Source organism: Nostoc sp. C052, from assembly GCF_013393905.1.
GTDB lineage: Bacteria > Cyanobacteriota > Cyanobacteriia > Cyanobacteriales > Nostocaceae > Nostoc.
The window spans coordinates 155,149-177,006 of the sequence record NZ_CP040275.1 but is presented as its reverse complement, the minus strand read 5'-3'; the positions used below and the strand labels follow the sequence as shown (position 1 = coordinate 177,006).

Sequence of the window (21,858 nt, the reverse complement as noted above, 5' to 3'; positions counted from 1 at the left end):
AATGAGCAAATCTTTCAAAATAAATAACGCTAATCCTCAAGGATTTCGATTTGAGCAATTACAAAATCATAATGACGCAATTGGCAAGTATACTCACTCTCTTTTCACCCCCAATGGACTAACAGTTTTGTCTTTACTGGGTGCTTATATTTTGATGAGGGTATTTTTTGGCGATGGTAACAAAAAGAAAATCGCTACCAGTTATTGGGGTAGTGGTAAAGAAACTGCTACTGCTCAGAAAAAAGCCATCTTGCAAATTGTCAATCCCCAATGTGATAGTGCGGCACTTTACATTGGTAAGCATCAGGGAAAAGGTGATGGCACTACTTTCTATATCCCTGATGTGCAAAGAGGTACAGCAGTTATCGGCGCTCCCGGTAGTGGAAAAACATTCAGCGCCATTAACCCGATGATTTACTCAGCAATTGATCAAGAATTTCCATGTATAGTTTATGACTTTAAATACCCTTCTCAAGCGAAAGTTGCTGCCTACGCCAAATACAAGGGCTATGATGTTCACATCTTTGCACCGGGATTCCCTGAATCTGAAGTCTGCAATCCTTTAGATTTTCTCCGGGATAGTAGTGATGCCGAATCATCCCGACAAATTTCAACCGTCATCAATAAGAATTTTCGACTTCTGGGCAATTCAACTGAAGATGGATTCTTTGGCCCATCCGGTGATCAGCTGACTCAGGCAATTCTAATGTTAGCTAAAGAGTTCGGTCAATTCGCGGATGTTATGACTTGCGCCGCGATACTTTCTAGCGAACTTATGGTCAAACGCCTGATGGCTGCTTCTCTCAATCCTTGGGTAAAAATTGCCTTTGGGCAACTGTTCAGTTCTGCTGCATCTGAAAAAACTGTTGCAGGCATTGTTGCTACCGCCAGTATTATGTTCACTCGCTTTATGGCGAAAAACACACTAGGCTGTTTCATCGGTAAGACAACTTTACCTTTGGAAATTAAAGGAAAGCAGATGATTATTTTCGGGTTAGACAGAGAACGCCGAGATGCAGTAGGGCCCCTAATGACCAGCATTTTACACATGACCATCGCCCGTAACATTGCCAAAAAGCGACTTGATCCATTAATCGTTGCATTGGACGAATTACCTTCAATTTACTTACCTGATTTATATAGATGGCTGAATGAATCTCGTTCTGAGGGCTTCTGCGGTATTATTGGCTTCCAAAATATGGGGCAGCTTGAGAAGAACTACGGTAAAGATATCGCTAAGGCTATCCTTGGCGCTTGCAGCACTAAGTTTATATTCAATCCTGGTGAGAACGAGTCGGCGCAATTATTCTCCAACTTTTTGGGTGATGAAGAGATTAAGTACAAGCAAAAAAGCCGTTCTACTGGGGGTAAAAATAATAGCACGAGCATCAGCGACCAAGAGAAAACGAGAAAGCTTTTTGAACCGGCTCAATTTCTGAAGTTAATTGCTGGTAAATGCGTTTTCATTAACCCAACTTATGCTAATAAAAAAGAAGGTTCAGTTCCACTGTTGAAAACTATTAAAATTTCTCAGACTCTCAAAAATATTGAGAAATACAATCAAATTAAATGGGCGAGAATTGTTAGTTTACTAGCTAGGAGAAGTACGCAGAAATTTCCCTCACAGCAAGATTTAGCTTTACGAGTTAGGCAAGTTGAGTTACGCTTTCCCATTCCCCAAAATCCTCAAGCGGTTTCTAATAATCCCGGTCTGACATCAAAAAACGTTGGCAGTATGGTTAATCAAGACCAAGTTCCTTCTGATATCGGGTTTTAATATTATGAAAATGACTATTGAAGAATTGAAGATTGATAATTTTGAATTAATTAAAACTTTATCTCAACAGTATATTCTCGCTAATGGTAGTTTCATTGACATTAATATTCCTCCAACTCAAATCATTGATGATTTTAATACTTTGTCTGGAACTAGACCAAGACTTAAGAGTTTGGGAATATATATTGTTATTAGTTTAAAAAATATTTATATTAACCTAAATCAACAACTATGTATTCAAATTGTTAATCAATATATTCACGGTATTGGCTGGCATGATTTGCAGTACATTTGTTTTTTTGATATTAATCCAAGTAATGTTTACATTCATATTGTTTTTAATCGGGTTACTCCAGAAGGTAAGCTCATTGATATCAAATACTTGGGGGCTAACTGGCAACAATATGAGGTTTTACGTCAATCTTGTTCTCGGATCTTAGAAAACCCTGCTAATAATAAATATTTGCAGATCCGCTGCAACTGTTGTTCTTAAACAAGAGTACAGCACAAGGCACAGTATATAAATAACTAACAAAAAATATGTTTGATGAACGACATTTGCAACTCACTTCTGCTTACGCTAGAGCTAGTCAGCATTTTATTAGAGCTTTTATTTATCCTTTAGGAGAGTTTATTTATAAATCAATCGAATCAGCTATTGATCTAAAATGTCGAATCGAAATAGGGGAAGAAACTTATTTTCTTACTCCTGACGAGGATGGTGGGTGGAAATGGTCTAAAAATAACTTTGAAGGTGTAACAGATGAGTCAATAGAACAAGTAGAAGAGATGATGGCATATTTATTGCCTAAACTTCTCCCCGGTAGTAATGATATAACACCATCTAATTTCCCTCATGATCCTGATTTACCTCCAGTTTTACCCAACCCAAATTTTCCCAAAAACCTTCCTCCTTCGGGTACAGTTGTTGACTTTTTAAATATACAAGTTGAAAGCAATAACACTCTGGAATATCAATATTTTACAAACAGAAATGATTACGTCACGGATGCAAGTGAAATCAAAGATATGTCATTTGTGGGGATTGTAGATAATTCCTCCATTTTAGAAGAAGATGTTGTGCAAACGAATGACATTCGTGAAGACTATGAGCAGAGTGAAGTGATTAATTCTCATGAAATTGGCGATAAGCATTTAACAGTAGAGTTGATTAGCGACCATAAAATCCCAATCAGTAGTGAAAAACTTAACCCACAAAATACTCAACATATCCCTCATCACCCAGAACATATTGATCCGCAACATTGGCACGAACTCGTAGTAGGCAGCGCGATCGCACCAGATATTGCACATCTCAACTTCTCTAGTCTTCATTTTAGCTATGTCGGTGGGGAACATGAAGCTTGGGAACGGCTGATGATCAGCGACAAACTCTCACGTACAAATACAGGTAGCCTCTCTATTAGGCTTTTAGAACTCTATTCCCATCTAGATGCAGGTGGCTGGTGGTGTAATTCAGGAGTAGACCCGCGCACATTTGCTAATCTTACCCCTGGTGAGCAACCTCAAATTAAAGAATGGGGATGTTATAAGCCAAACCGCCCCAGACCCAAAACCGTGAAAAAAGATGGGTTCACTGTTGCGGTTGAAGGCAAGTTCATTAAATATGAGCATCCACCATCAGTTGATTTGAGTATTTTCTTGCTAGATGTCCCAGGCGTGATTGCCCAAAATATTTACTCAAAAGCTGGAGTAAACCCCAGCGATAGCGATCGCTTGAATGGTTTTTGGTATTGTGTATATAAACACAATATCCCACTCGTCATTACAGAGGGGGCGAAGAAGGCGGCTAGTCTGTTAAGCCAGGGTCATGCTGCCATCGGGCTACCGGGAATTTCCTCCGGCTATCGCTCACCTAAAAACGAGTGGGGCAAGAAAATTGGTGATTCCTATCTGGCTGATGAGTTAGCTGTTTTCGCAACTAAGAGTAGAGAAATCAAAATCTGCTTTGATTATGAAACGAAGCCTGAAACTAAGCTCAATATCCAAAGAGATATTTGTCAGACAGGAAGCTTATTACAAGAATTAGGTGCTGTCGTTAAAGTAATAACGCTGCCAGGGCCGGATAAAGGTGTAGATGATTTTATAGTTTCACAAGGAAAAGAAGCTTTTGAAAAGCTATCTGCCGGGGCTATATCTCTAGAGTCATGGCATCAAAATCAACTTGATAGTTTACGTTTTACTATCAAGCTCAAGGATGGCACAGTCAAAAAAATTGATCAACAAAAAGGAGACTCTACTGTGATAGATGATCCCGAATTAGAAGCAAACATTGGTGTATTTAAAAAAAGTCGTGCTAAATCACCTATTGACCCTGGTTCACAGATTATAGATATAAAAGTTATTGATTCAGACATTATCCATATAGATGTTGCCCCTGAGCCAGCCCAACCAACTGAAACTCCTGTAACTAGTTCTTCTTGGGCTAAAAAAGAAAATGTTACAGTTTATGAGCCTAATTTTTTTAGAAAGCGCCTAGAAGCTAGCGAGAATAAACAAATAGCTTTTGCTGCTTATACTTTGTTAAAAAAATATGGTGTTGAGGCTAAAGATGAACAACAGCAGACCAGTGGCAAAATCTACCATGCTGATGCTTTTGTAATCAAGAATCATGGTGCTGATAAATACAGTATCTCTCGTCGCCATGATGATGTAGAGTTAATGACTTTTCAAGCTGATAAATGGGGACACGTAGGCAATATTAAACTTTCTTACACAGAAATAGAGTCTGAGCCAAAAATTTGGGGAGAAAAACAAATTAACATTCTGCCTATTGAAAGGCAGGAGTTTTTGTTAGTGGCTGACTACCTGAAAGCTGGGAAAGAATTGCCCTCTGTTGATGAAGACCCTCGCAAAATAGCTTCTGTCGTTGGTTCAGTCTCTCCTAAAGGCACACACAATATTTTAGAAAGTTTCAAAGAAAACGAGGTATTAAAAATACTCACACAAAGTATTACTAGCTTCGAGAAAGATGACTTAACCTTGGGCAATTACCGGATTATTTTTCGGCAAACCAGTGACAATACATCTACTCTGCAATTACTCAAAACTGAACACAATGGTACAAATCGGGAAGCTGTTCGCTTTCAGTTTGAGAAAACTGACACTGGTATGACTCATCAAGTCCAAGCGATGGCTATCACTGAAGCTGATTTGGAGAAGTTAAGACTATTGGCTCAAAAGCTGCATATTAATTACAAAGCAATGTTAGGCAACCCGACAGATACCCGTGACATCGACTTGCCCGTTCATCCCGAAATTACCCGTAATTTAAACGATGATCAGTCACACCAATCTACTCAATCTACGCCCAACGTACCAGATCGCAAGACACAATCAAATCCACAAGGAGTAAGCTCTAATTCTCCTTCTGCAAAACAACACAACGCTGTATCACACTCAACTACACCAACACCATCACAACCAACAAAACGACCCAAACTTTCTTCTAACTTAGATAACGCTGTGCTACCACTACATCCAGTTTTGAAACAGTATTGGGAGCAGTTAGAAAAAGATGGTTCAAGTCATGAGACTGTAGCGCAAGGACATTTAGAATTTCAATCTAAAATTCAGCAAACTGGAAAATTAACTGTTGGTGAACAGCGTGAACTCTACCAGCAGATTCAAAATCTTGCCTGGAGCGAGATAAATCACAATGGGTGTACTAATATTGTGCTTCCACCATTAGCCCACATTGTTAATGATTTGCGATCGCAGGTTCAAAAAGAAGCACAGCCACAGTTTTCTTCTGACCCAAAACGTGATACACCCGTGTCTCTCCATCCTGACATCGCCTCTCATTGGCACGATTTAGAAACGAATAAAACTTGGTCTAGTGTTGCCAATCAGTACAACAACCCAAAACGTGAAAAACTTGTCTTAACTGGCAAGCTGACTATTGGAGAGCAACGTGAACTTTACCAAAAAATTCTACTTCAAAGTCAATTCGAGCAGCAGAACATTGGGCAAACTGATATTTCTCTTCCTCCTTTGAGTGATGTGATTCAGGATTTGCTCAATTCTCGTAGCCAGGTTATTAACAATACCTATACGCCCAAGGTTGAAGTACATTCCCAAAAATCTCACACTCAACAACGTACTACTAATTCACAGGAATTAGAATTGTAATACCTATGCAATCTAGCTCAGTGGCACAAACCATCACTATCATCAACCGCAACAGTGGCTTTTCTGACAACCAAATGGCCTACAGACTGGCGCTGATGATGGAGAAACACCCACCCTCACCGTCAATAACCCTCGCACTAGACACTACAGAGCGCGAAAATATTATTGGTGAGGTGAGAAATACTCTATCTCTTACGCAAAATGCTCAAAGTACTGAAGATTACAGGCAATCCCTTAAGGAAAAATACTACCAAGAGTACGCTCAAAAATTTGGTTTAAATAAATCCGAGGAAACGCCTGATATAGATAACTCAACAAGAGTTGAAGATTTGATCAATGAAAAGAAAAAGACATTCTTGCAGCAGATATTAGAAACTAAAGGGCGCAAACTGCCTTTTGTTGACAGCCAACAGTCAAAATCGCTTGAGAGTGAAAATGATGAGGTTGCTAAAAAATCTCTGATTCCGGCGCTGATGAATATTATCGTTACAAAGGGACAAGATACTATTGGCGGTCGAGTCTATGAAGGCATGGCTTATCAATTAAATTTGTTGATGAGAGAAGGTATGCAGCGTCTGACTGTTTGGCGCAAAAGTGATAATCAATCGGCTTTTAGTGCTTATAAAGTAGATGATAACGATGAATACAAAGTAATACACAATCACCTTTCACCACAAGAAACACAAAAGCTGATCAACTTTGATATAAGAGTGCAACAGCAACAGCAACAGCCACCGCAAAAGGAGCAATCTCCCGACGGCCCAGAGTTAGACTAACTAAAATACCCGACAAACAACCCAAGAATATAGGCACTTACTAAGACATATCGCTTAGTCACCCGCTCGAATTGTGACCAGGGTGAGATGATGACAGCTAATACTATGTAAAACAATGCTTGTAAAAAATCGTTGTGCCCCAATTTAATGATTGCCGCTATCATCAAAGCCACAAAAATTAGAAATTCCACTCCTGTTTCGATTCTGTCCCAAAGTTTTACATCATATAGGTAACGCATCTTGTAACCTCTGCGACTTGGGCAACATCCTACCATCAACCCCATAGATCCCGTCATCTTTGTAAGGAAATATAATGGTGAATTTAGTTCCTTGTCTAACTACCGAGTTTACGCTTATCCTCAAACCATGAGCATGAGCCACACATAAGGCGATGTACAGTCCGAGTCCCATCCCTGATTGATGTAATAAATTGCTATTTGGCGTTCGCCATAATGGGATAAATATATTAGAAATTTGTTCGGCAGCAATCCCACAGCCAGTATCTTCAATCTCAATGGCTAAATCATCTTCTTGATTGAGCAGCCTTAAAAATATATCTCCGGCAAGAGTGTACTTAATAGCATTTGTCACAAGATTACACAGCATTCTGTCAATACTTATGCTGTCACCCCGTACTTGCGTTCCATGCTTGTAGGATGATTGAATTTCATAGTGAAGATTCAAGGAATGATACTGCGCTATTGGCTTGAATCGAGAAAAAGTTGTTTGTAAAAAACTTAACATATCAAACTGCTCCAGTGTTACTGGATTTAGTTCAAAAAAAGCAGTTCTTTTAGATTGAATCAAACTCATCCCTCGCTCATTCGTTTGTTGTAAAGCGATCAGCAACGGTTTGATCTCTTCTAAAGACTGTCCATAAGCACCATCAATTATTTGATTCAAAACTAACGATGCTCCTTGATAGTTGTTTGAAACATCGTGTAACAAACCTAATATGCTTAAAACTTCCTGTTGCATAACTATGTTTCCAACGACAGATGGTATTTTGGCTACTTTTATGAATAAATCCTAATTATGTCTATAAAGTTTGAGAATGCTTTTATTTTAGTTATAAAAAAATTATCCAATCCAACTTTAGTACTAAAGTTTCTTTCATTTACCTGGAAAGATTTTTGATTACTTATATTTTATATGACAGACACAAAAAGTAAAAGACTTAACACCAATAACTATGTTATAAATATTGAGTCATCTTATAATCGAAGTGATCTATGATTCGATTAGCGCTCATTGAGGATGAAGAACTTATTAGGTTGGGGATCACTACTGCTATCAATCAACAACCAGACATGGAAATGGTCGGCGTTGCTCGTACTGGTATTGAAGGGATTAATTTAGTTAAGGAATTAAATCCCGATGTGATTTTGGTGGATATTGGTTTACCGGACATATCTGGGCTAGAAGTGATTAAAGAGGTCAAACTCAATAGCAACACTAAAGTTGTTGTTCTTTCTTCCCATTCTTCTCAAAGCACTGTTCAATCAGCTTTAAATGCCGGCGCTGATTCTTACCTTCTCAAAAAGAACAATGTTCCTCTTTTGTTAGAAGCCATAAAAACAACTTTTTATGACCATCAGTGTTTTTTTGACCCTTATATCAGCCGACGGAATTTTTGTCAGCAACAGAAAATCAAAGGTAAGACTTATCAAGATAATCTCACTAATACTGAAATCCAAATTGTTTCTTTGATGGCAGTCGGTTTTTCTAATAAGCTGATTGCCGAGCAGTTATTTATTACTGAAAGTACTGTCAAAGGGCATGTTAACAAGATTTTTGCGAAGTTGGATGTCAGCGATCGCGTCAATGCTTTGATTGAAGCTAGTAAACTTGGCTACATCGAACAAGATTACCTTCAGGTAGGTTAGCTACTTACCTACTTGAATTAAACAATAGCCTTGGGTTTTACTCTGCTGTGTTTGACAGGCTTCAATTGCTGCTTGATTCTTCAAGATTATTTGATACATTTGCTTACCCTCTTGGGATTTTGCCCATTGGAGAATCTTTATATCGTTGCGTGAGACTACTACTGACTGATTCGTTCCTATATTTTGCACCAGATTCCATGTGGTCAGCGAACCCAGCAAGGTACTGCCAGCCGCGACTAATCCACACACAAGAGATACTGTCCCCAATCCCCAGCCTGCCTGCACTTTCATGCCTGTGTCGGTGGGCTTGCTTTTTTTGATCTCATCACGCACGGCACTAGAGACAACTGTATAATGCATTGACTCGGCTTGTTTGCTTGTCTTATCCAGTTTTTGGTCTATCAGTGCTGCCCACGCTTCTATCATTGCCTCCATTCTTGCCTGGAGGTCTATGATCGTTTCTTCATATCTGCCCAGTGTCGCCATCATCCTAAAAACTGGATCGTCTGGTGTAATTCCTAGTTGATATGCCCCTTCAACTATGCGTTTTTGTTCTGATGGGGAATAACCTTGTAATGTGTCTTGTAGTGTCATCAATCAAGCCCTAGATATTTAATAGCCAAATTGTTATTCATCACTGAATGACGAAACTTTTTAATCCACTGAAAAATGAAGCTTCTCCAAAATAAAATTATTGAGAGATCCTGGCAGACTTGTGAATATGGTTTATCAGCCTTTTCCATTGCTTGATAATGATTCCGATGTAGAGCCATTAATTCTACTTCTGTCCCTCCTATGATTAACAGCTTTTTCCGCATCTTCTCCTCATATTCTCTAAACTCTGGCGCAAAATGGTAATTTTTCACTACCACGTAGTTAGCGTTAGTGGTCGCGTTCTGGATGATTGCATTTAAGTAATATATACAGTCTTCCCTGTGAGAAATAGGTTGAAGAAATGTTAAATTCCAACCAAATTTTACTACAACCTCAAATAAGCTAGCACTCTCGATATATTGAATTACTTTTTCAATATCTTGTCCGGGCATATCAACAATTATCACATCTAACTCAGGATGATTTAAGTCATCTGCTATTGCATCAGCATCGTCATTTGATAAATCAAACTTCTTAATGGTTGCTATATGTTCATAAGCCTGAAATACAGGGAATGATTCTTGGTTATAAACCTTTATCCGTTTTCCTTGTTGGGCTAACATTTCTAGCAATAGCTTGATAACTGTAGACTTACCTACCCGCGCATCTCCTACAGTTATAATTATTCTCTTTGACATTCTTATTCCTATTCAGATAAAATCTTCTCTATGCCAAATAAATCTTTGATTGGCTTTATTTGCCCTTGGAAGTTGTTCAACCAGCTTAGGATTCTCCCAAATACAGACGGATATTCATCTTGTTCAATCCCTTGTCTAAATGTCATGTTTTTAACATCCAAATAATCGTAAGACTTTTTCGCTAACTTTGGCATAGTTATACTTGTGAAAGTATGACTTTTTGCTTTTACTTGCTGCTCTATTTCTTTTATTTTTTGCGAGTTATCATAAAAATTAAATTGTTCTACCTCTCCGTAAAACAAATTTTTTACTATTACATAATCAACATTATCACCACAGTAACTATAAAGTTCTAATAATTGATTTATACAATCAACTATTGTACTTATAACTACTACTATAGTTACCCGCATTTGACATTTATCATTTACCACGCCTAAAAACCCCATCTCTTTTATTAAAATTTTTAGAGTTGGTAGAAATTGTGATGGCGTTTCTAGTAGTATCAAAGATTGTTCCTCTTGATTCTCCCCCGATTCTTTTGGTTTGGGATACACTAATTCTTTTAAATTATCTACAAATTCGTCTAATTTATCTGAGTTAGATATATCTAAACGTTGAATGTTTGCAGATGTTTCATAAAATCTGATCAAGTGTGGATTAGAATTATCCGCGTCTAACCCGACAAATTTTACTGTGTTATCTATGTAAATTTGCGCTAAACCTCTGGCAAAGGTTGACTTACCAACACCTCCTTTATCTCCTGTCACCATTACTAATCTTCTTAGTTGTTGTGGATTATTTTTATTGTTGTTATTCCCATTGTTGTCTGTGTTTGCCGAATTTTTAGGCTTTGTATTAATAGGGGATTTCCCCGTTGTATCGCTAGATAATGGCTTATTTAGCTCTGTGTTACTAGTGCTTATTTCTGGCAAAGTGCTATTCATATTTTGGTTGTTTTGTTCACTGTGTAAAGTTGTCATTTTCTTTGATTCTTTTTAGAATTGACTAATTGTTTTACAGATACTGTCTTTGAAATATCGGTCGGATTGTAATACGTACCCAATGCAGAAATTTATTAATCAAGTCCGCTTTTACAATCGTCTTTAAGGTATTGATGGCTGTAAAATTTAAAGTTTTTACTTTTACTACCTCTTCTTCAATAACTACATAACGTTCTTGACTGTGAATATTTATCAGTACTACCTTTTTGTTATTCAGTTCTGCTGCAACGATGTTAAACACATCTTCGGCAAATATCTCTAGCCCTAATGGGGTAGAGATTACCCGCACCGTGCTACCTAAAGGGTGATCAAATTCCCAATATGTCCATACTCTTCCCATAAATAGATTGCCATATTTGATTCAACACATGAAGCTATTTAGGTACTGTTTTTTTCAGTACTATAGTTTCTTGATTTTTAAAAAATACGTTATACAATTACTAGCGATTATTTTTGGTTTTCAAATAATTGCCGCTATAAATACCAATATTATTCTTAGGCAAAACTGATAACGGTTGAATGTTAAGTCGATCGCCAACCTTGATATTGGCAGCGCCTTTTACTAGCTCTAGCACTTGGGAGGCAACTTTCCCCTTGTAGATGGGACAAGGGGTTTTGTAACACGGTTGGGCATTGTAAACCGCAGTTGTCACCACATTATCCTTAAGATAAAAGATGTCTAATGGAAAATTTACCTTGTACATCCAGAAAGGCACGTCGTAAATTTCTCTGCCAAGGTTGAATAACATCCCGTAGTCGCCGTTTAAGGATGCTCGAAATTTCAGCCCTTTCTCTAATTGCTCTGGTGTAGAGGCGACTGAGAGCTTAAATGTGCGATTGCCTTTCGTGAGAAGGTGCGTAACTGGTAAATCCTGGGGACGAGTTTGGACGTAACCCAGCGCCACAGTGCCAATGATAATTAATACTCCAGCAACAGGGCCTAGTATGTTCAGTAACTTGAAAGCAGCAACATATAAATCCTTTTCAGAATTAATTTTTAAAGTTTTCATGTTTCACCAAAAATATCAACATTGCCGAGACTATATATAGATGAATCAATCGGGCTAGATGGAAGGCCATGTAAAGCCGCAATGTTACGCATACTTTCAACTCGGTCAGCTTCGCGGATGGCCAGAGGATTCATACTCTGCCTTGCTGCCAACAATGCCGACAATGTAATCTCAAGTGATGGCAGTTCGCTAGCTGGTGCAACATCATCACCAAACATTTGACAGAAAGTAGAGACGGCGGCACGTTCAACAATGGCTTGAATCTCCGCCCCGACACATCGCTGCGTGGCTTTGAGTAACCTTTTCCATTCTTCTTCGCTGTACCCATCGCCCCCGTTACGAAAACGAGCATCGAATTTAGCTAGATGGATCTTGAAAATTGAGTGGCGTTCGCCGTAATTTGGGAGATCCACCTTGAAAATCTCGTCGAAGCGTCCACTTCTGGTAAGCTCTGGTGGTAGCCATTGAATATTGTTAGCCGAAGCGATAATTAAAACCTCACTAGTACGTTCTTGCATCCAGGTCAAAAGCATACCAGCTAGGCGTTTGGATAAATCATCATCCCCGGCAAATCCTTTGTCGAAGTCGTCCAAATACAGGATTACACGGTTAATTCGGTCTACCAGTGCGAGTAAATTCTTGAGCTTATATTCAGCCAAATTACCGTAACTGCGGAAACTCCCCCACTCCAAAATAATCAGAGGTAGCCCCAATTGTGCAGAACTTGCTTTAGCGGAGTAAGATTTTCCTGTTCCCGGTGGGCCGATTAGTAAAATCCCCTTGGGTAAGCGCAGATTATACGCTTTCGCCAATGAGGATAGAAGGCGCTTATAAGTTTTAAACGCTTGCTGGATAAGTTCTAAACCACCAATGGGTGTGCTTGGAGGTTGAAGGAACTGAATATTATAAATTCGCTTAAATAGGTCAATTTTGTAAGCGGACAGTCTTTCTACTAACTCATCCGGTGTAATTTCATCAACAATCGCCTGTCGAATGCCATAATCGATATCTGCTAAGTACATCCCTAAGCCAGCGATCGCCGTCGCATGAATATCGCTATGACTGTAATCCGGTAATACTTGAGCTAAGTAACTGCTTATTTCCTCTATAGCTGGCAGTTGTTGAATGACTGTCGGAACTTCGGGGGCAATGTCAGATGACACGGTGGCGTTTGACCCTAAGAGAATCGCTGCTTTGTTAGCATTGCAATTGTACAGCTTCAGGTTAATGAGGGCTGACTTAATCCACTCGGAAGTCAGAAAGAAATCGGGGTCAGTGGTAGCTTCGCCCAGCCAAGGGAATATGCCTTCTAATATCAGGATTCCTTGTAAATCGGTAGTTTTCCAGAATCGCAGAATTTCAAAGTAATGTTCGCGTCGATTCTTGGCGATCGCTTGATACTGGTCAACTCTTTGTAAAGTTAATCCCTCCTCATTAGTAGATAACTGGTGCAGTTGGTCATCTTCCAGTGTCCACAGGTAACAGTTAATGTCCAGGCGCTGGCATTCACTGGCTAGATTGATGAGCAGCCTGACCCTTTCTTGCAATGGAGACTCGACAGCAATCAGCTTATTGTTAAGCTTAATTAATCGAAATATTTGTTTAATTAACTCATTATTCATTAGGGCTTTAGTTAAATTTCACCCCAATATTATTGATAGCTAAAACTCTTTACTAGCTACTTTGGTACTGAAAAAATCGGTACTAGAGGAGCTTGACTTTTTTGCAACTATAGCTCTAATTCCTCGTGTTTTTGTTGTGAATAACGTTGTTGCAATTGATGGGAGAAATTGATTAACTGCGTATTCCAATCCCGACTTTCGCACTTGAGTTGAGTCGAGTGTGGCAGTAGTTCTTTAACAGCCCGTGCCACTGTTGATTGACTAAAAGCTACCTGTACACAAGGAACATTACGTAATCTTTCAACAGGTAAATTTGAAGTGTCATCTACTGCCATGTAAACTGTTCTGTTTTCTGGTATTCCTTTAACCTGATATTCCAGCATGGCTACTGAAATGGTGTCAATGGGAGAGTCAGACAGTACGACAGTACTAGTTTGTTCGCTAGGCTTTTTCCCTAAAGTAAAGTAAAACCAGCTATCACGGCGAACTGTACCTAATTCATAACCAGAGAATTTATTGGTTGTACCTTCTAAGAAAGCCCCTTTGGTCTTTCCGTCGAGATCCCGCATCACAAACACAACATTTGCTTTTGAGTCGGCATAAACTAGCCCCTGTTTATGTAACATTTGTACGCAATCAGAAGGTATGCCTCGTTTTTGTTTGAGGTAATGTTCAACGACTGACCAATTAGCTTTATCCTCAACAGGTGGGGTGAATTGGGGTGCTGGTTGAGTTTGGATAATGTCAGCCGTAACTTTTTGAGCATGAGCGATCGCTGCACGTTTTGCGCCGACTTCACCAAATCTTTCCCCGATCCATGCGATCGCAGTTGTTTGGTTGCATTGATTAACATGCTTGACTAAATCAATAGCACTGTTACCCCCTAACGAAGAACCATTGCTAAAGTCAGTAAATTGAGAGGCATCTATATTAATGATGTGGTTTCCTCCTACCCATTCATTCCCTTTACGCCACAGTCCCAACTCCCAAGCAACATCATCCAAAGCTAAATCAGTTGACCATTCGGTAACTTTTTTTATTGATTGATTATCTTGCTCCAATTGCTCTATCCGCCGCCGTAATTGGTCATTCTCAAGTGAGAGAGCTTTGGCTGTAGCTTCCATTTCCTGTTTACGTTGATTCGCTCTGTCTCGGTCGGCAGCTTTGGCCTTCAATTGCGCTGCACTTAGCTCATCAACTTCTAAGTCACGCCCCTCCTCCACAATGCGGTAAAAGTCTTTGATGTCCTGGTGCTGGGCTTTGCTTCCTCTAATCCCACGCTCCAACCCAATTAACCGCATTGTCTGGTAGTACGAATCCTGAAACTCATGAATTTTCTGCCGTCCGTCAAAGAAATGATTGCACCGTAGCTGTCCCTCATCATCCAAAGGCACAAAATAAGCGTGAATATGGGGTGTGGCTTCATCCAGGTGTAACTCGGCGCGGACAATGCGATTGCCATATTCATCCGCTAACCACTGGTGAGTCGCTTCTAGCCATTCATCCAGCTTTTGTGGTTCATAGTAACCGGCTTGAGTGGGGCAGTTGGGACGGAAATAACTGGGCGATGCACTTAAGAGTAACTCCACGCAGTACACCGCATCAGTGCGAATCTTCCGCTTTTGTTCATGCTCGGCAATTTTGGCTAGCACCAAATCCTCTAGCCGTTCCTCTGGATCAAGACTACCGATGAACCGAATATTTTTTTGAGTGGGGTCAGCGTTTGGCGTTTCTCTTTCTCGTGCAGTGTGAGATGCACTCCCTGATATGTTACCCCGCTTTAATTTTTTTAATCGCGCGATCGCGTATGCCATTTTTTATCTACACTAAAATTTGGAAATACAAGTTTTTGGGCTGACTGACTGAGAAACAAATATTACTCAAATTATTGCTGTTTTTTCTCGGTTTCACGCCACTTTTTCAGCCAAATCGCTCAAATGCGAAAATGGGCAAATAACCGTAGTAAGTACGACTATTCTAAGCCGCCCTACAGCATTTCTGGGGCATTTCTCCCGCTATCCCTAAGATTCCCTTAGTAATATAGTCGCTTTGGGTACAATATTATCCTAAGTAGAAAGTATTCTATTTTCTAGGTTTTGGACTGAAAAACCACGTAATAGCAAGGCTTTCAGGCTATTTTACTGTCAATAAGTCTTAATTAATGACAATTAATGGACTGCTCACAGAATTTTTCGAGATTACTCAAGAATAAACTAACTGCTCACGGATTTTTTCAGGGATAACTCAAGAATAAAATGGTTGATAACGGAATCTTTCAGCAGTCGCTCAAAGTTAATCATCGCTAAATTGTAATTTTTAGTAGTGTTTCGTAGCACAAACAGAAAAAAACTGCTTTTTTGAAGTGGAATTGCAACAAGGTTGTAGTACGCATTCTCAATAATTTTGAAGTTATTGAGAATAAAAATGGAGTAAAAAAGTAGCTCAAAAGCAATACTGGCAAGGCTTAAACCCTATTTTATTTCTCAAAATTTGATGCCAGACTGGTAGCTGTAGAGCTACCCAACAGCTACCAGTTGGGAAGTCATGAAACTATAACAAACTGATTTTTTTGTGTCATAACAGGTAGCTGTTTATCACCTGTAGAGCTACCCAACAGCTACCAGTTGAGTAAAGTATTCAGAGATACTTTTTTAGCACTGAGAAAGTCTCCTAAATTGTGTGCCTTAGTAGATTTAAAAGAGAAGATAAATTCATTTGACTTTTCAGAGTATGTTGAAAGGATAGACGGTGTAAAGCGTGAGGTTTAGGGTGTGGGGTGAGCGGAGTAGTAAGGCTTTCTTGAGGAACTTAAACTCAAAGAGCGTTTCACCATCCCCAATCTTGATGTTCGTGTAGCGTGTCGTAGGCAAAGGTTGCGGACTTAGGGTGAAAAGTCGGGAATTTCGCCAAGAATTTAGATATGAAGACATGTAAAGATTCAATGATTGCAAAATTAATTTTAATCAACAGCAAATGAAAAATAAAAAATATTTGTTTTAAAATGAGACGAGAAAGGTTTAACCTTTTAAATGTGCTTAAGTGAAAAAAGGAACTGCTTTACCTAAAAATGTTTGACTCCAGTAATTGGAATTTTTGGGAATAAGCATGAATGAAATAAAACAGGAAATAATTTCCATTAGAAGGGTCGCCGAGACTATAGATGGAAAGATAATCAGCTATCTAAAATCTACGCCACTAGCGTTAGAGGAAGATTTCTCAGAATTGGTCATGGCTACGCTCAAGAAGCACTGGCTACCTTTAGCATTATTTTCATCAGGGGTCAGGGATGAAAGGCTAAGGCAAAATGGTATTTGGGCAATTGGAGAGTTAGAAGCACAAATAAGCTGTATACGGCGGATTTGTGGAATAGAGAATGACCCAGTAGCAATTAATTCATTAATTAAGCCTCAAATAACAGTGACAACATCATCCGAAAACGCATCCATCTTAGGAAATATGTCACAAACAGGACAGTTAAACACGGATGAAGATGAAGAATGGATGCAAATGGAAATTCCAGAAGAGGTAAAACAGGCTAATCAGATGTTGGGCTGGAACGGTTAGAGCGTAGGCGCAAGCCAAGTCGTAGACATCGCCTGATTCGCAATCATGTTTTCAAGCTGGGCTAGATCCAGACACAAATTTTGTTGCCTTTTGAGATAGAGAAAGTAATAACGGGACGAAAACAAGGAATAAAACATGAATAGAAAGAGCATTTCGGACTCTGCCGAGTCCACAAAAGTTGTCCTCACGTTGGATTTAGGGGCAAGTACAACCAAGGCGATAGCACAGGTATACCCAGACGGAGTACCAATGGTAATAACGATGGAACCAGAGATAGCAGATGTGGGCTATGGTTCAATAGAGTTTTTATCAAGTCAATCCTCGGTACAAGACAATACAGTATGGATAGGTATTGGTGAAGAATATTATGTTTTAGGCGCATTATCGAAAAGTATGTTTGCTGGGACATCAGCAATCAGAGACTTGAAATACAGTTATGCCCTACCGAAGATAGCAGCATTGATGTGGTTGGCAATTCGGCGGTTGGGATTGGGGGTAAAAGTTGATTTGGGGATTTATTTACAAATATTGTTGCCACCAGGAGAAATAGCTCATGCCAATCATTTGGGTAAACAATTAACACAGAGATTAAAAACAGGTGTCAAAACACCAACAGGGAAGTTCAAATGTAAAATCAGAAGTTTTAATGCGGCACTAGAAGGGGCTGGACTATTGACGTATCGCAGCCGTAATGTCAATGTCAACTATTTCCAAAAGAATATAGGAATGTTGATGTTGGGGTATAGGAATGCTAGTTTTACCCTCTCAATGAAAGGCAATTCATCAAAAGCGGAATCAACGGATTTAGGGATGAATTGGCTTGTGAGTCAGTTTGTTGAAAGAACTGCGGTAGGTTTGTCCAAAGAAGATTCACGCTTAGTTAAAGCAATAGTAGAAGCCAGAGATGGGGATTTTGACTCATTACGTCGATTATCACGGAAAAATAAACCAGAGCAAATACAATTGGATGTAGATTTATTCGAGAAGATATTACCCCTAGTTCGTGAAGAATACACCCGTGCCTTATTACGATGGGTAAAAGGTATAGCTGTTATGGATGAGGTGCTAATTTGTGGGGGAACAGCAACTTTTGTACGTCACGAGCTAACCCAACATTTTGACAATGAAGGCATTCCCATTTGCTGGAATGGTGGGATGGAGCTTCCTAAATATCTAGACACAATCGGATTAGGAGATAGAGTATGTGATGTTTGGGGATCTCACATTAGCCATATCAAAATGCTGGATTTGAATTTAAAATATGACCGCCAAGATAAACCTTTAGTCCCTGATTATTATGTTCAGCCACCTTCTCCTTTGTCGGTAGCCGAGATGAGGGCTAAAAATGGATATTTAACTAGCAAGTTCTTCTAACCCCAAGGCTTGCAATTGAAAAATAGCTACCCCATACTCGCCTCGACAACGTTACTCAATGAAATCTAGCTGTCGTTCTTACCTAACGAGTTTATTGTGATTGCTGGGGTGAGTGGTGGTAGGAAATCAACCTTGATGGATGCACTCAACGGACAACGGCCCACCAAAGGGAAGTGTTTGTTAAGTATGTTGACCTATACAAGAACAAGAATATGCCCAAGAATTGGACTTTGAAAATAGACCAGTACATCAATGCAAATTCTAACTGCATTATTGCTACCGCCTATGTAGATAGTTTTCCCTCCGACCTACCCCTAGAACCAAATATCCGCGAACCTAATCCTAAAACCTCAACGTACAAACAACTATTTGATTCACTCACCACCCAGCCGGAAAAATTCTTTCAAAGAAATAACGGAATTGTACTGTGTGTTAACAAGGTTTTGCCCAAAAATAAAACTGAACTGGAGTTAGAGGTACTACAGGCTAATGAAGGCGGCAACGATGGCATTATCAACGGTGGGCATACAGTATTAGCATTTAAGCAAGCTAGAGCAAATAAGTACGACCTCTCTCTAGCCAGGGTCAAAGTCACAATCCATATTGGGCTAAGTGAAGACGAAGCGAAAGACATTGCCCTAGCATCCAATACATCTGCCCCAGTGGATGCGCGATCAAAGGTAAACGCCAGAGGTGATTATAATTTTCTCAAACAGTTTTTAGCAAAATTAGAGATGGAGTCAGAAACGAAATTCCGCATTGCTTACTATCAACATCAAAGTGGTGCGCCCAAAAATCCGCAGTGCAATGTTAATCATTTAATTAAGTTAGTAAATTGCCTAGATAGAAACAAATACAACCCCCAAACTAAAACTAAAGGTAAGCACCCACCTGTGAGCAATAACCTCTCTTTAACTGATGCAGAAAGAGAAAGGCTGTCAAGATTGTTGCCACTATTACCCGCATCTTTGTGGATTGAGCAAAGGCTGTTTAAGACTATTGAGGAACACATCACCAACCCACGCAAGAAAGGAGTCATTGACCTAGCTTCAATTGATGCACGAAAGAATACCCTTTTGCCCGACAGCCGCTACTCATTTGGGTTTAGTGCGCCGGCTGATATTGCTATGCCCATCGTTGCTGCCTATCGAGTCTTTTTGGATGAGAACTACAACTGGTTAATTCCTTTTGATGATTTCGCGGAAGATTTTCTACAGCATTTATGGGCAAACTATTACAAGAAATACTTGGTGTCGGAAAAACTGGCTGGCAATACAGTTGGTAGCAAAATCTGTCGTAATCCAGTGATTTGGGATAATCTTTACGTTTCGGCTCAAAACTATCTTAATCAACAATTGCTCAAGATAGTTGAGTCAAGCAATAAACGTGAACAATTGAAGAAGAATTCAGAAGTCAGAATTCAGGAGTCAGAATTAATGAGTGGGGGATTCAGACCCACCGCTTGATTATTGCACCACTGAATCTCCGATTTAGTGGGGGTCTTAAACGCCGTTTATTTATCCGCTACTCGCTTAACCTTCTTCTGAATTCTGGCTCCTGGCTCCTGGATTCTGTTCATTAACCTTGGTCAATTGATATGTTAGAGACGACACATTTGCAGGTACAAGAATTATCACGATTTGCCCAAGAGCAAGACTTCAATCAGCAATATCGACAGTATTTTGGCGATGTCTGGGAAGAAGTTGGAGTTAGAGATATCTCGAAAATGACCATCCAAGATGCCGAGCAAACCTTGAAGGTACTAGCTGATAGTGAAGCATCTCCCCAATTCATTAAATCTCTACTAGCACAAGCAGCAATTGATGGTGCGTCACCGCAGGTTTTAGAGTATTTCCTAGCAAGTGACATTGACTCAGATGGGCGGACTCTAGCACAAGAATTATTCCAAGATGGGACGAACCCATTGCAGCCGGATACACCCCAGCCACCACCCAAAGCACAGGTTTTATCTCCATCTCCAACTGAAGATTTGGACTGGGAAATATAGCATATATTCTCAAACTTTACTAGCAACCTGAGCTTTGATTTTTTCAGTACTCAAGTTGCTAGTTCTTTTTTGAAAGCATATTTAAACTTCTTAAGTTAGGTATGAGTTCCATTTTTCAAAAAGCACACTAGGGTGTAATTGAATTATCGATTACACCTATTCCCTCAACTAACTCAACAACTAAAGAAGGCCATAGTATGACTATATTAGGTATTAATAGACCTTTAGATACAACCCAGGCAAAACTCTGGGATGAGCGCGATTTATCTACAAGCGATCGCCGCCGAGAGCATCTAGAAATTCTCCTGTGCCAGAAAGTACAGATAGGTGAAGACCCTGCCCTGTGTGAGAAAGTGTTGAATTATTTGTATTTCTCGGCATTTCAACAGAATCTAAATCGTATTACTGTCCAAAAGGAAAAAGAAAAGTCAGTATTTGCCTCCCTACAGCAAGTGATTATTACGTCTTTTGCTATTTTAGGGATGTTTGCGTTCCTTGCCGCCGCTTCCAACAAGTCAGTTGTGCGATCGTCTGGGGTAATCCCTCCAGCTATAGAACGGCAAGCCAATTAACCAAATATTCACTTTTTCGCCCAGGCAGACAACGGAAGATCAACTGCGAGTGAAGTAATCAAAGAACGCTCGGCGTTCAATTGACTGCACATATTAATCATTACAACCTTTGCCATCTTAGGAATGATTACCTTTTTTAATGGGGCATTTCGCTCTGTCAAAGCATCGACAGCTGCTAACCCATCTGCTGTTCAAGCTCATTAAAAGGATTTCACTAAAAAGCTGAAAGCGATGTTTGATAATGCTTTCAGCTTATATTATCACTCGTTCTGCTTCGGCCCACCTAAAATGCTGTGTCCTTGTCGAAAGGCAAACTGTCTTCCGGCTCAAAGTTACGCAGGTCTTGCTCCATCTGCTGCCGACGTTGAACGTATGTTCTGCTGTCTTCAATCCTTCCTCTCATCAACCATGCACCAAAGTTGATGCCTTGTTCTACATGATCGGCAGACACTTTATTGTAATTATCAACCTCCATTTTCTTGCGCCACTCAAGCTGTTCGAGGGCACTTTCACTGATACCAATTTTCTGAGCGTATTCTACATATTCAGGTCTGAGAGAACCATCTGGGTTAAATTCTTTTTTTTCTTGTTCAGTGAAGAAATCGTAGGCTGTGTAGATTGTCCACGGCTCTGGATCAGTCTCGTCCAGGTGCTTCCACTCGTCGTATGTTGCTTTTAGCCTACGAGCATAACTATCAATTGCTCCAGGATGTTCGCCAAGAGATAACATTTCTTGCCGAGCTTCATCTTTTAAAGTTCCATCTGCATTGAATTCTTTCTTATGCATATTTATCCAACGCTTAATTCTTGACATACAAACC

Annotated in this window: 20 protein-coding genes; 10 read left to right on the top strand and 10 right to left on the bottom strand. The window is 39.7% G+C overall.

All coding sequences use genetic code 11. The features are described from left to right. Nucleotide 1: 1 nt before the first annotated feature. From FD723_RS37040 to FD723_RS37025, 4 genes are read left to right on the top strand one after another with little or no spacing between them, the layout of a single operon-like run. On the top strand, nt 2-1,777 hold the full coding sequence (locus FD723_RS37040) for a type IV secretory system conjugative DNA transfer family protein (RefSeq protein WP_179070175.1): 1,776 nt from the start codon (nt 2-4) through the stop codon (nt 1,775-1,777). 10 nt (nt 1,778-1,787) lie between these two features. Beyond that, entirely contained in the window at nt 1,788-2,270 is a 483-nt protein-coding gene (locus FD723_RS37035; RefSeq protein ID WP_256875359.1) for a relaxase/mobilization nuclease domain-containing protein, read from the top strand. Nucleotides 2,271-2,317: 47 nt separating this feature from the next. Beyond that, complete coding sequence (locus tag FD723_RS37030) at nt 2,318-5,929, top strand: DUF3854 domain-containing protein (protein ID WP_179070173.1); 3,612 nt, start codon at nt 2,318-2,320, stop codon at nt 5,927-5,929. A 5-nt stretch (nt 5,930-5,934) separates the two neighbouring features. Further along, the gene (locus FD723_RS37025; RefSeq protein ID WP_179070172.1) at nt 5,935-6,705 is read left to right on the top strand and encodes a hypothetical protein; all 771 of its coding nucleotides are present in this window, start codon (nt 5,935-5,937) and stop codon (nt 6,703-6,705) included. Here the strand turns inward: FD723_RS37025 and FD723_RS37020 are convergent. Beyond that, complete coding sequence (locus FD723_RS37020; protein WP_179070171.1) at nt 6,702-6,944, bottom strand: hypothetical protein; 243 nt, start codon at nt 6,942-6,944, stop codon at nt 6,702-6,704. The genes FD723_RS37025 and FD723_RS37020 overlap by 4 nt on opposite strands. Next, on the bottom strand, nt 6,928-7,683 hold the full coding sequence (locus FD723_RS37015; protein ID WP_179070170.1) for a HAMP domain-containing sensor histidine kinase: 756 nt from the start codon (nt 7,681-7,683) through the stop codon (nt 6,928-6,930). The genes FD723_RS37020 and FD723_RS37015 overlap by 17 nt, the downstream gene beginning before the upstream one ends. A 254-nt stretch (nt 7,684-7,937) precedes the next feature. Here FD723_RS37015 and FD723_RS37010 point away from each other — a divergent pair, with 254 nt between their 5' ends. Continuing rightward, nucleotides 7,938-8,591: a response regulator gene (locus tag FD723_RS37010; RefSeq protein ID WP_179070169.1), complete on the top strand. Its 654-nt coding sequence runs from the start codon at nt 7,938-7,940 to the stop codon at nt 8,589-8,591. Here FD723_RS37010 and FD723_RS37005 read toward each other — a convergent pair whose 3' ends face one another. The 7 genes from FD723_RS37005 to mobV all read right to left on the bottom strand — a co-directional run bounded on the left by FD723_RS37005 (nt 8,592) and on the right by mobV (nt 15,333). Further along, a complete protein-coding gene (locus FD723_RS37005; protein ID WP_179070168.1) occupies nt 8,592-9,185 on the bottom strand; it encodes a DUF6753 family protein in 594 nt (197 codons plus the stop codon). Then, entirely contained in the window at nt 9,185-9,883 is a 699-nt protein-coding gene (locus FD723_RS37000; protein ID WP_179070167.1) for a hypothetical protein, read from the bottom strand. Before FD723_RS37000 ends, FD723_RS37005 begins: the two co-directional genes overlap by 1 nt. Before the next feature lie 8 nt (nt 9,884-9,891). Then, the gene (locus FD723_RS36995; protein ID WP_179070166.1) at nt 9,892-10,866 is read right to left on the bottom strand and encodes a hypothetical protein; all 975 of its coding nucleotides are present in this window, start codon (nt 10,864-10,866) and stop codon (nt 9,892-9,894) included. Between the two features lie 34 nt (nt 10,867-10,900). Beyond that, a complete protein-coding gene (locus FD723_RS36990) occupies nt 10,901-11,227 on the bottom strand; it encodes a hypothetical protein (protein WP_179070165.1) in 327 nt (108 codons plus the stop codon). 100 nt (nt 11,228-11,327) lie between these two features. Further along, a complete protein-coding gene (locus FD723_RS36985; RefSeq protein WP_179070164.1) occupies nt 11,328-11,897 on the bottom strand; it encodes a DUF192 domain-containing protein in 570 nt (189 codons plus the stop codon). Further along, nucleotides 11,894-13,519, bottom strand: a complete 1,626-nt coding sequence (locus FD723_RS36980) for an ATP-binding protein (protein ID WP_179070163.1) — start codon at nt 13,517-13,519, stop codon at nt 11,894-11,896. The genes FD723_RS36985 and FD723_RS36980 overlap by 4 nt, the downstream gene beginning before the upstream one ends. Nucleotides 13,520-13,626: 107 nt before the next feature. Continuing rightward, on the bottom strand, nt 13,627-15,333 hold the full coding sequence (gene mobV / locus FD723_RS36975) for a MobV family relaxase (protein ID WP_179070162.1): 1,707 nt from the start codon (nt 15,331-15,333) through the stop codon (nt 13,627-13,629). Nucleotides 15,334-16,624: 1,291 nt separating this feature from the next. Between mobV and FD723_RS36970 the strand changes: the two genes are divergently transcribed. The 5 genes from FD723_RS36970 to FD723_RS36950 all read left to right on the top strand — a co-directional run bounded on the left by FD723_RS36970 (nt 16,625) and on the right by FD723_RS36950 (nt 21,037). After that, nucleotides 16,625-17,083 carry a hypothetical protein gene (locus FD723_RS36970; protein WP_179070161.1) on the top strand — a complete coding sequence of 153 codons (459 nt, stop codon included), beginning with the start codon at nt 16,625-16,627 and terminating at the stop codon, nt 17,081-17,083. A 135-nt stretch (nt 17,084-17,218) separates the two neighbouring features. Then, a complete protein-coding gene (locus tag FD723_RS36965) occupies nt 17,219-18,457 on the top strand; it encodes a ParM/StbA family protein (protein WP_179070160.1) in 1,239 nt (412 codons plus the stop codon). Nucleotides 18,458-18,669: 212 nt separating this feature from the next. Then, a complete protein-coding gene (locus FD723_RS36960) occupies nt 18,670-19,923 on the top strand; it encodes an AIPR family protein (RefSeq protein WP_179070159.1) in 1,254 nt (417 codons plus the stop codon). 131 nt (nt 19,924-20,054) lie between these two features. Further along, nucleotides 20,055-20,465, top strand: coding sequence for a hypothetical protein (locus tag FD723_RS36955; RefSeq protein WP_179070158.1), 411 nt, complete (start codon nt 20,055-20,057; stop codon nt 20,463-20,465). Nucleotides 20,466-20,662: 197 nt separating this feature from the next. Continuing rightward, nucleotides 20,663-21,037, top strand: coding sequence for a hypothetical protein (locus tag FD723_RS36950; protein WP_179070157.1), 375 nt, complete (start codon nt 20,663-20,665; stop codon nt 21,035-21,037). Between the two features lie 283 nt (nt 21,038-21,320). On the opposite strand, the gene FD723_RS36945 is transcribed toward FD723_RS36950, so the two are convergent. Then, nucleotides 21,321-21,851: a hypothetical protein gene (locus FD723_RS36945; protein ID WP_179070156.1), complete on the bottom strand. Its 531-nt coding sequence runs from the start codon at nt 21,849-21,851 to the stop codon at nt 21,321-21,323. Nucleotides 21,852-21,858 lie beyond the last annotated feature (7 nt).

What these genes read in the sequence shown, in the direction of transcription:
- FD723_RS37020 (WP_179070171.1), bottom strand. Translation starts at nt 6,944, where the DNA reads ATGCGTTACCTATATGATGTAAAACTTTGGGACAGAATCGAAACAGGA.
- FD723_RS36990 (WP_179070165.1), bottom strand. Translation starts at nt 11,227, where the DNA reads ATGGGAAGAGTATGGACATATTGGGAATTTGATCACCCTTTAGGTAGC.
- FD723_RS36960 (WP_179070159.1), top strand. Translation starts at nt 18,670, where the DNA reads ATGCCCAAGAATTGGACTTTGAAAATAGACCAGTACATCAATGCAAAT.
- FD723_RS37040 (WP_179070175.1), top strand. Translation starts at nt 2, where the DNA reads ATGAGCAAATCTTTCAAAATAAATAACGCTAATCCTCAAGGATTTCGA.
- FD723_RS36995 (WP_179070166.1), bottom strand. Translation starts at nt 10,866, where the DNA reads ATGACAACTTTACACAGTGAACAAAACAACCAAAATATGAATAGCACT.
- FD723_RS36950 (WP_179070157.1), top strand. Translation starts at nt 20,663, where the DNA reads ATGACTATATTAGGTATTAATAGACCTTTAGATACAACCCAGGCAAAA.
- FD723_RS37025 (WP_179070172.1), top strand. Translation starts at nt 5,935, where the DNA reads ATGCAATCTAGCTCAGTGGCACAAACCATCACTATCATCAACCGCAAC.
- FD723_RS37015 (WP_179070170.1), bottom strand. Translation starts at nt 7,683, where the DNA reads ATGCAACAGGAAGTTTTAAGCATATTAGGTTTGTTACACGATGTTTCA.
- mobV (WP_179070162.1), bottom strand. Translation starts at nt 15,333, where the DNA reads ATGGCATACGCGATCGCGCGATTAAAAAAATTAAAGCGGGGTAACATA.
- FD723_RS36945 (WP_179070156.1), bottom strand. Translation starts at nt 21,851, where the DNA reads ATGTCAAGAATTAAGCGTTGGATAAATATGCATAAGAAAGAATTCAAT.
- FD723_RS36985 (WP_179070164.1), bottom strand. Translation starts at nt 11,897, where the DNA reads ATGAAAACTTTAAAAATTAATTCTGAAAAGGATTTATATGTTGCTGCT.
- FD723_RS36970 (WP_179070161.1), top strand. Translation starts at nt 16,625, where the DNA reads ATGAATGAAATAAAACAGGAAATAATTTCCATTAGAAGGGTCGCCGAG.
- FD723_RS36955 (WP_179070158.1), top strand. Translation starts at nt 20,055, where the DNA reads ATGTTAGAGACGACACATTTGCAGGTACAAGAATTATCACGATTTGCC.
- FD723_RS37005 (WP_179070168.1), bottom strand. Translation starts at nt 9,185, where the DNA reads ATGACACTACAAGACACATTACAAGGTTATTCCCCATCAGAACAAAAA.
- FD723_RS37030 (WP_179070173.1), top strand. Translation starts at nt 2,318, where the DNA reads ATGTTTGATGAACGACATTTGCAACTCACTTCTGCTTACGCTAGAGCT.
- FD723_RS36980 (WP_179070163.1), bottom strand. Translation starts at nt 13,519, where the DNA reads ATGAATAATGAGTTAATTAAACAAATATTTCGATTAATTAAGCTTAAC.
- FD723_RS37000 (WP_179070167.1), bottom strand. Translation starts at nt 9,883, where the DNA reads ATGTCAAAGAGAATAATTATAACTGTAGGAGATGCGCGGGTAGGTAAG.
- FD723_RS36965 (WP_179070160.1), top strand. Translation starts at nt 17,219, where the DNA reads ATGAATAGAAAGAGCATTTCGGACTCTGCCGAGTCCACAAAAGTTGTC.
- FD723_RS37035 (WP_256875359.1), top strand. Translation starts at nt 1,788, where the DNA reads ATGACTATTGAAGAATTGAAGATTGATAATTTTGAATTAATTAAAACT.
- FD723_RS37010 (WP_179070169.1), top strand. Translation starts at nt 7,938, where the DNA reads ATGATTCGATTAGCGCTCATTGAGGATGAAGAACTTATTAGGTTGGGG.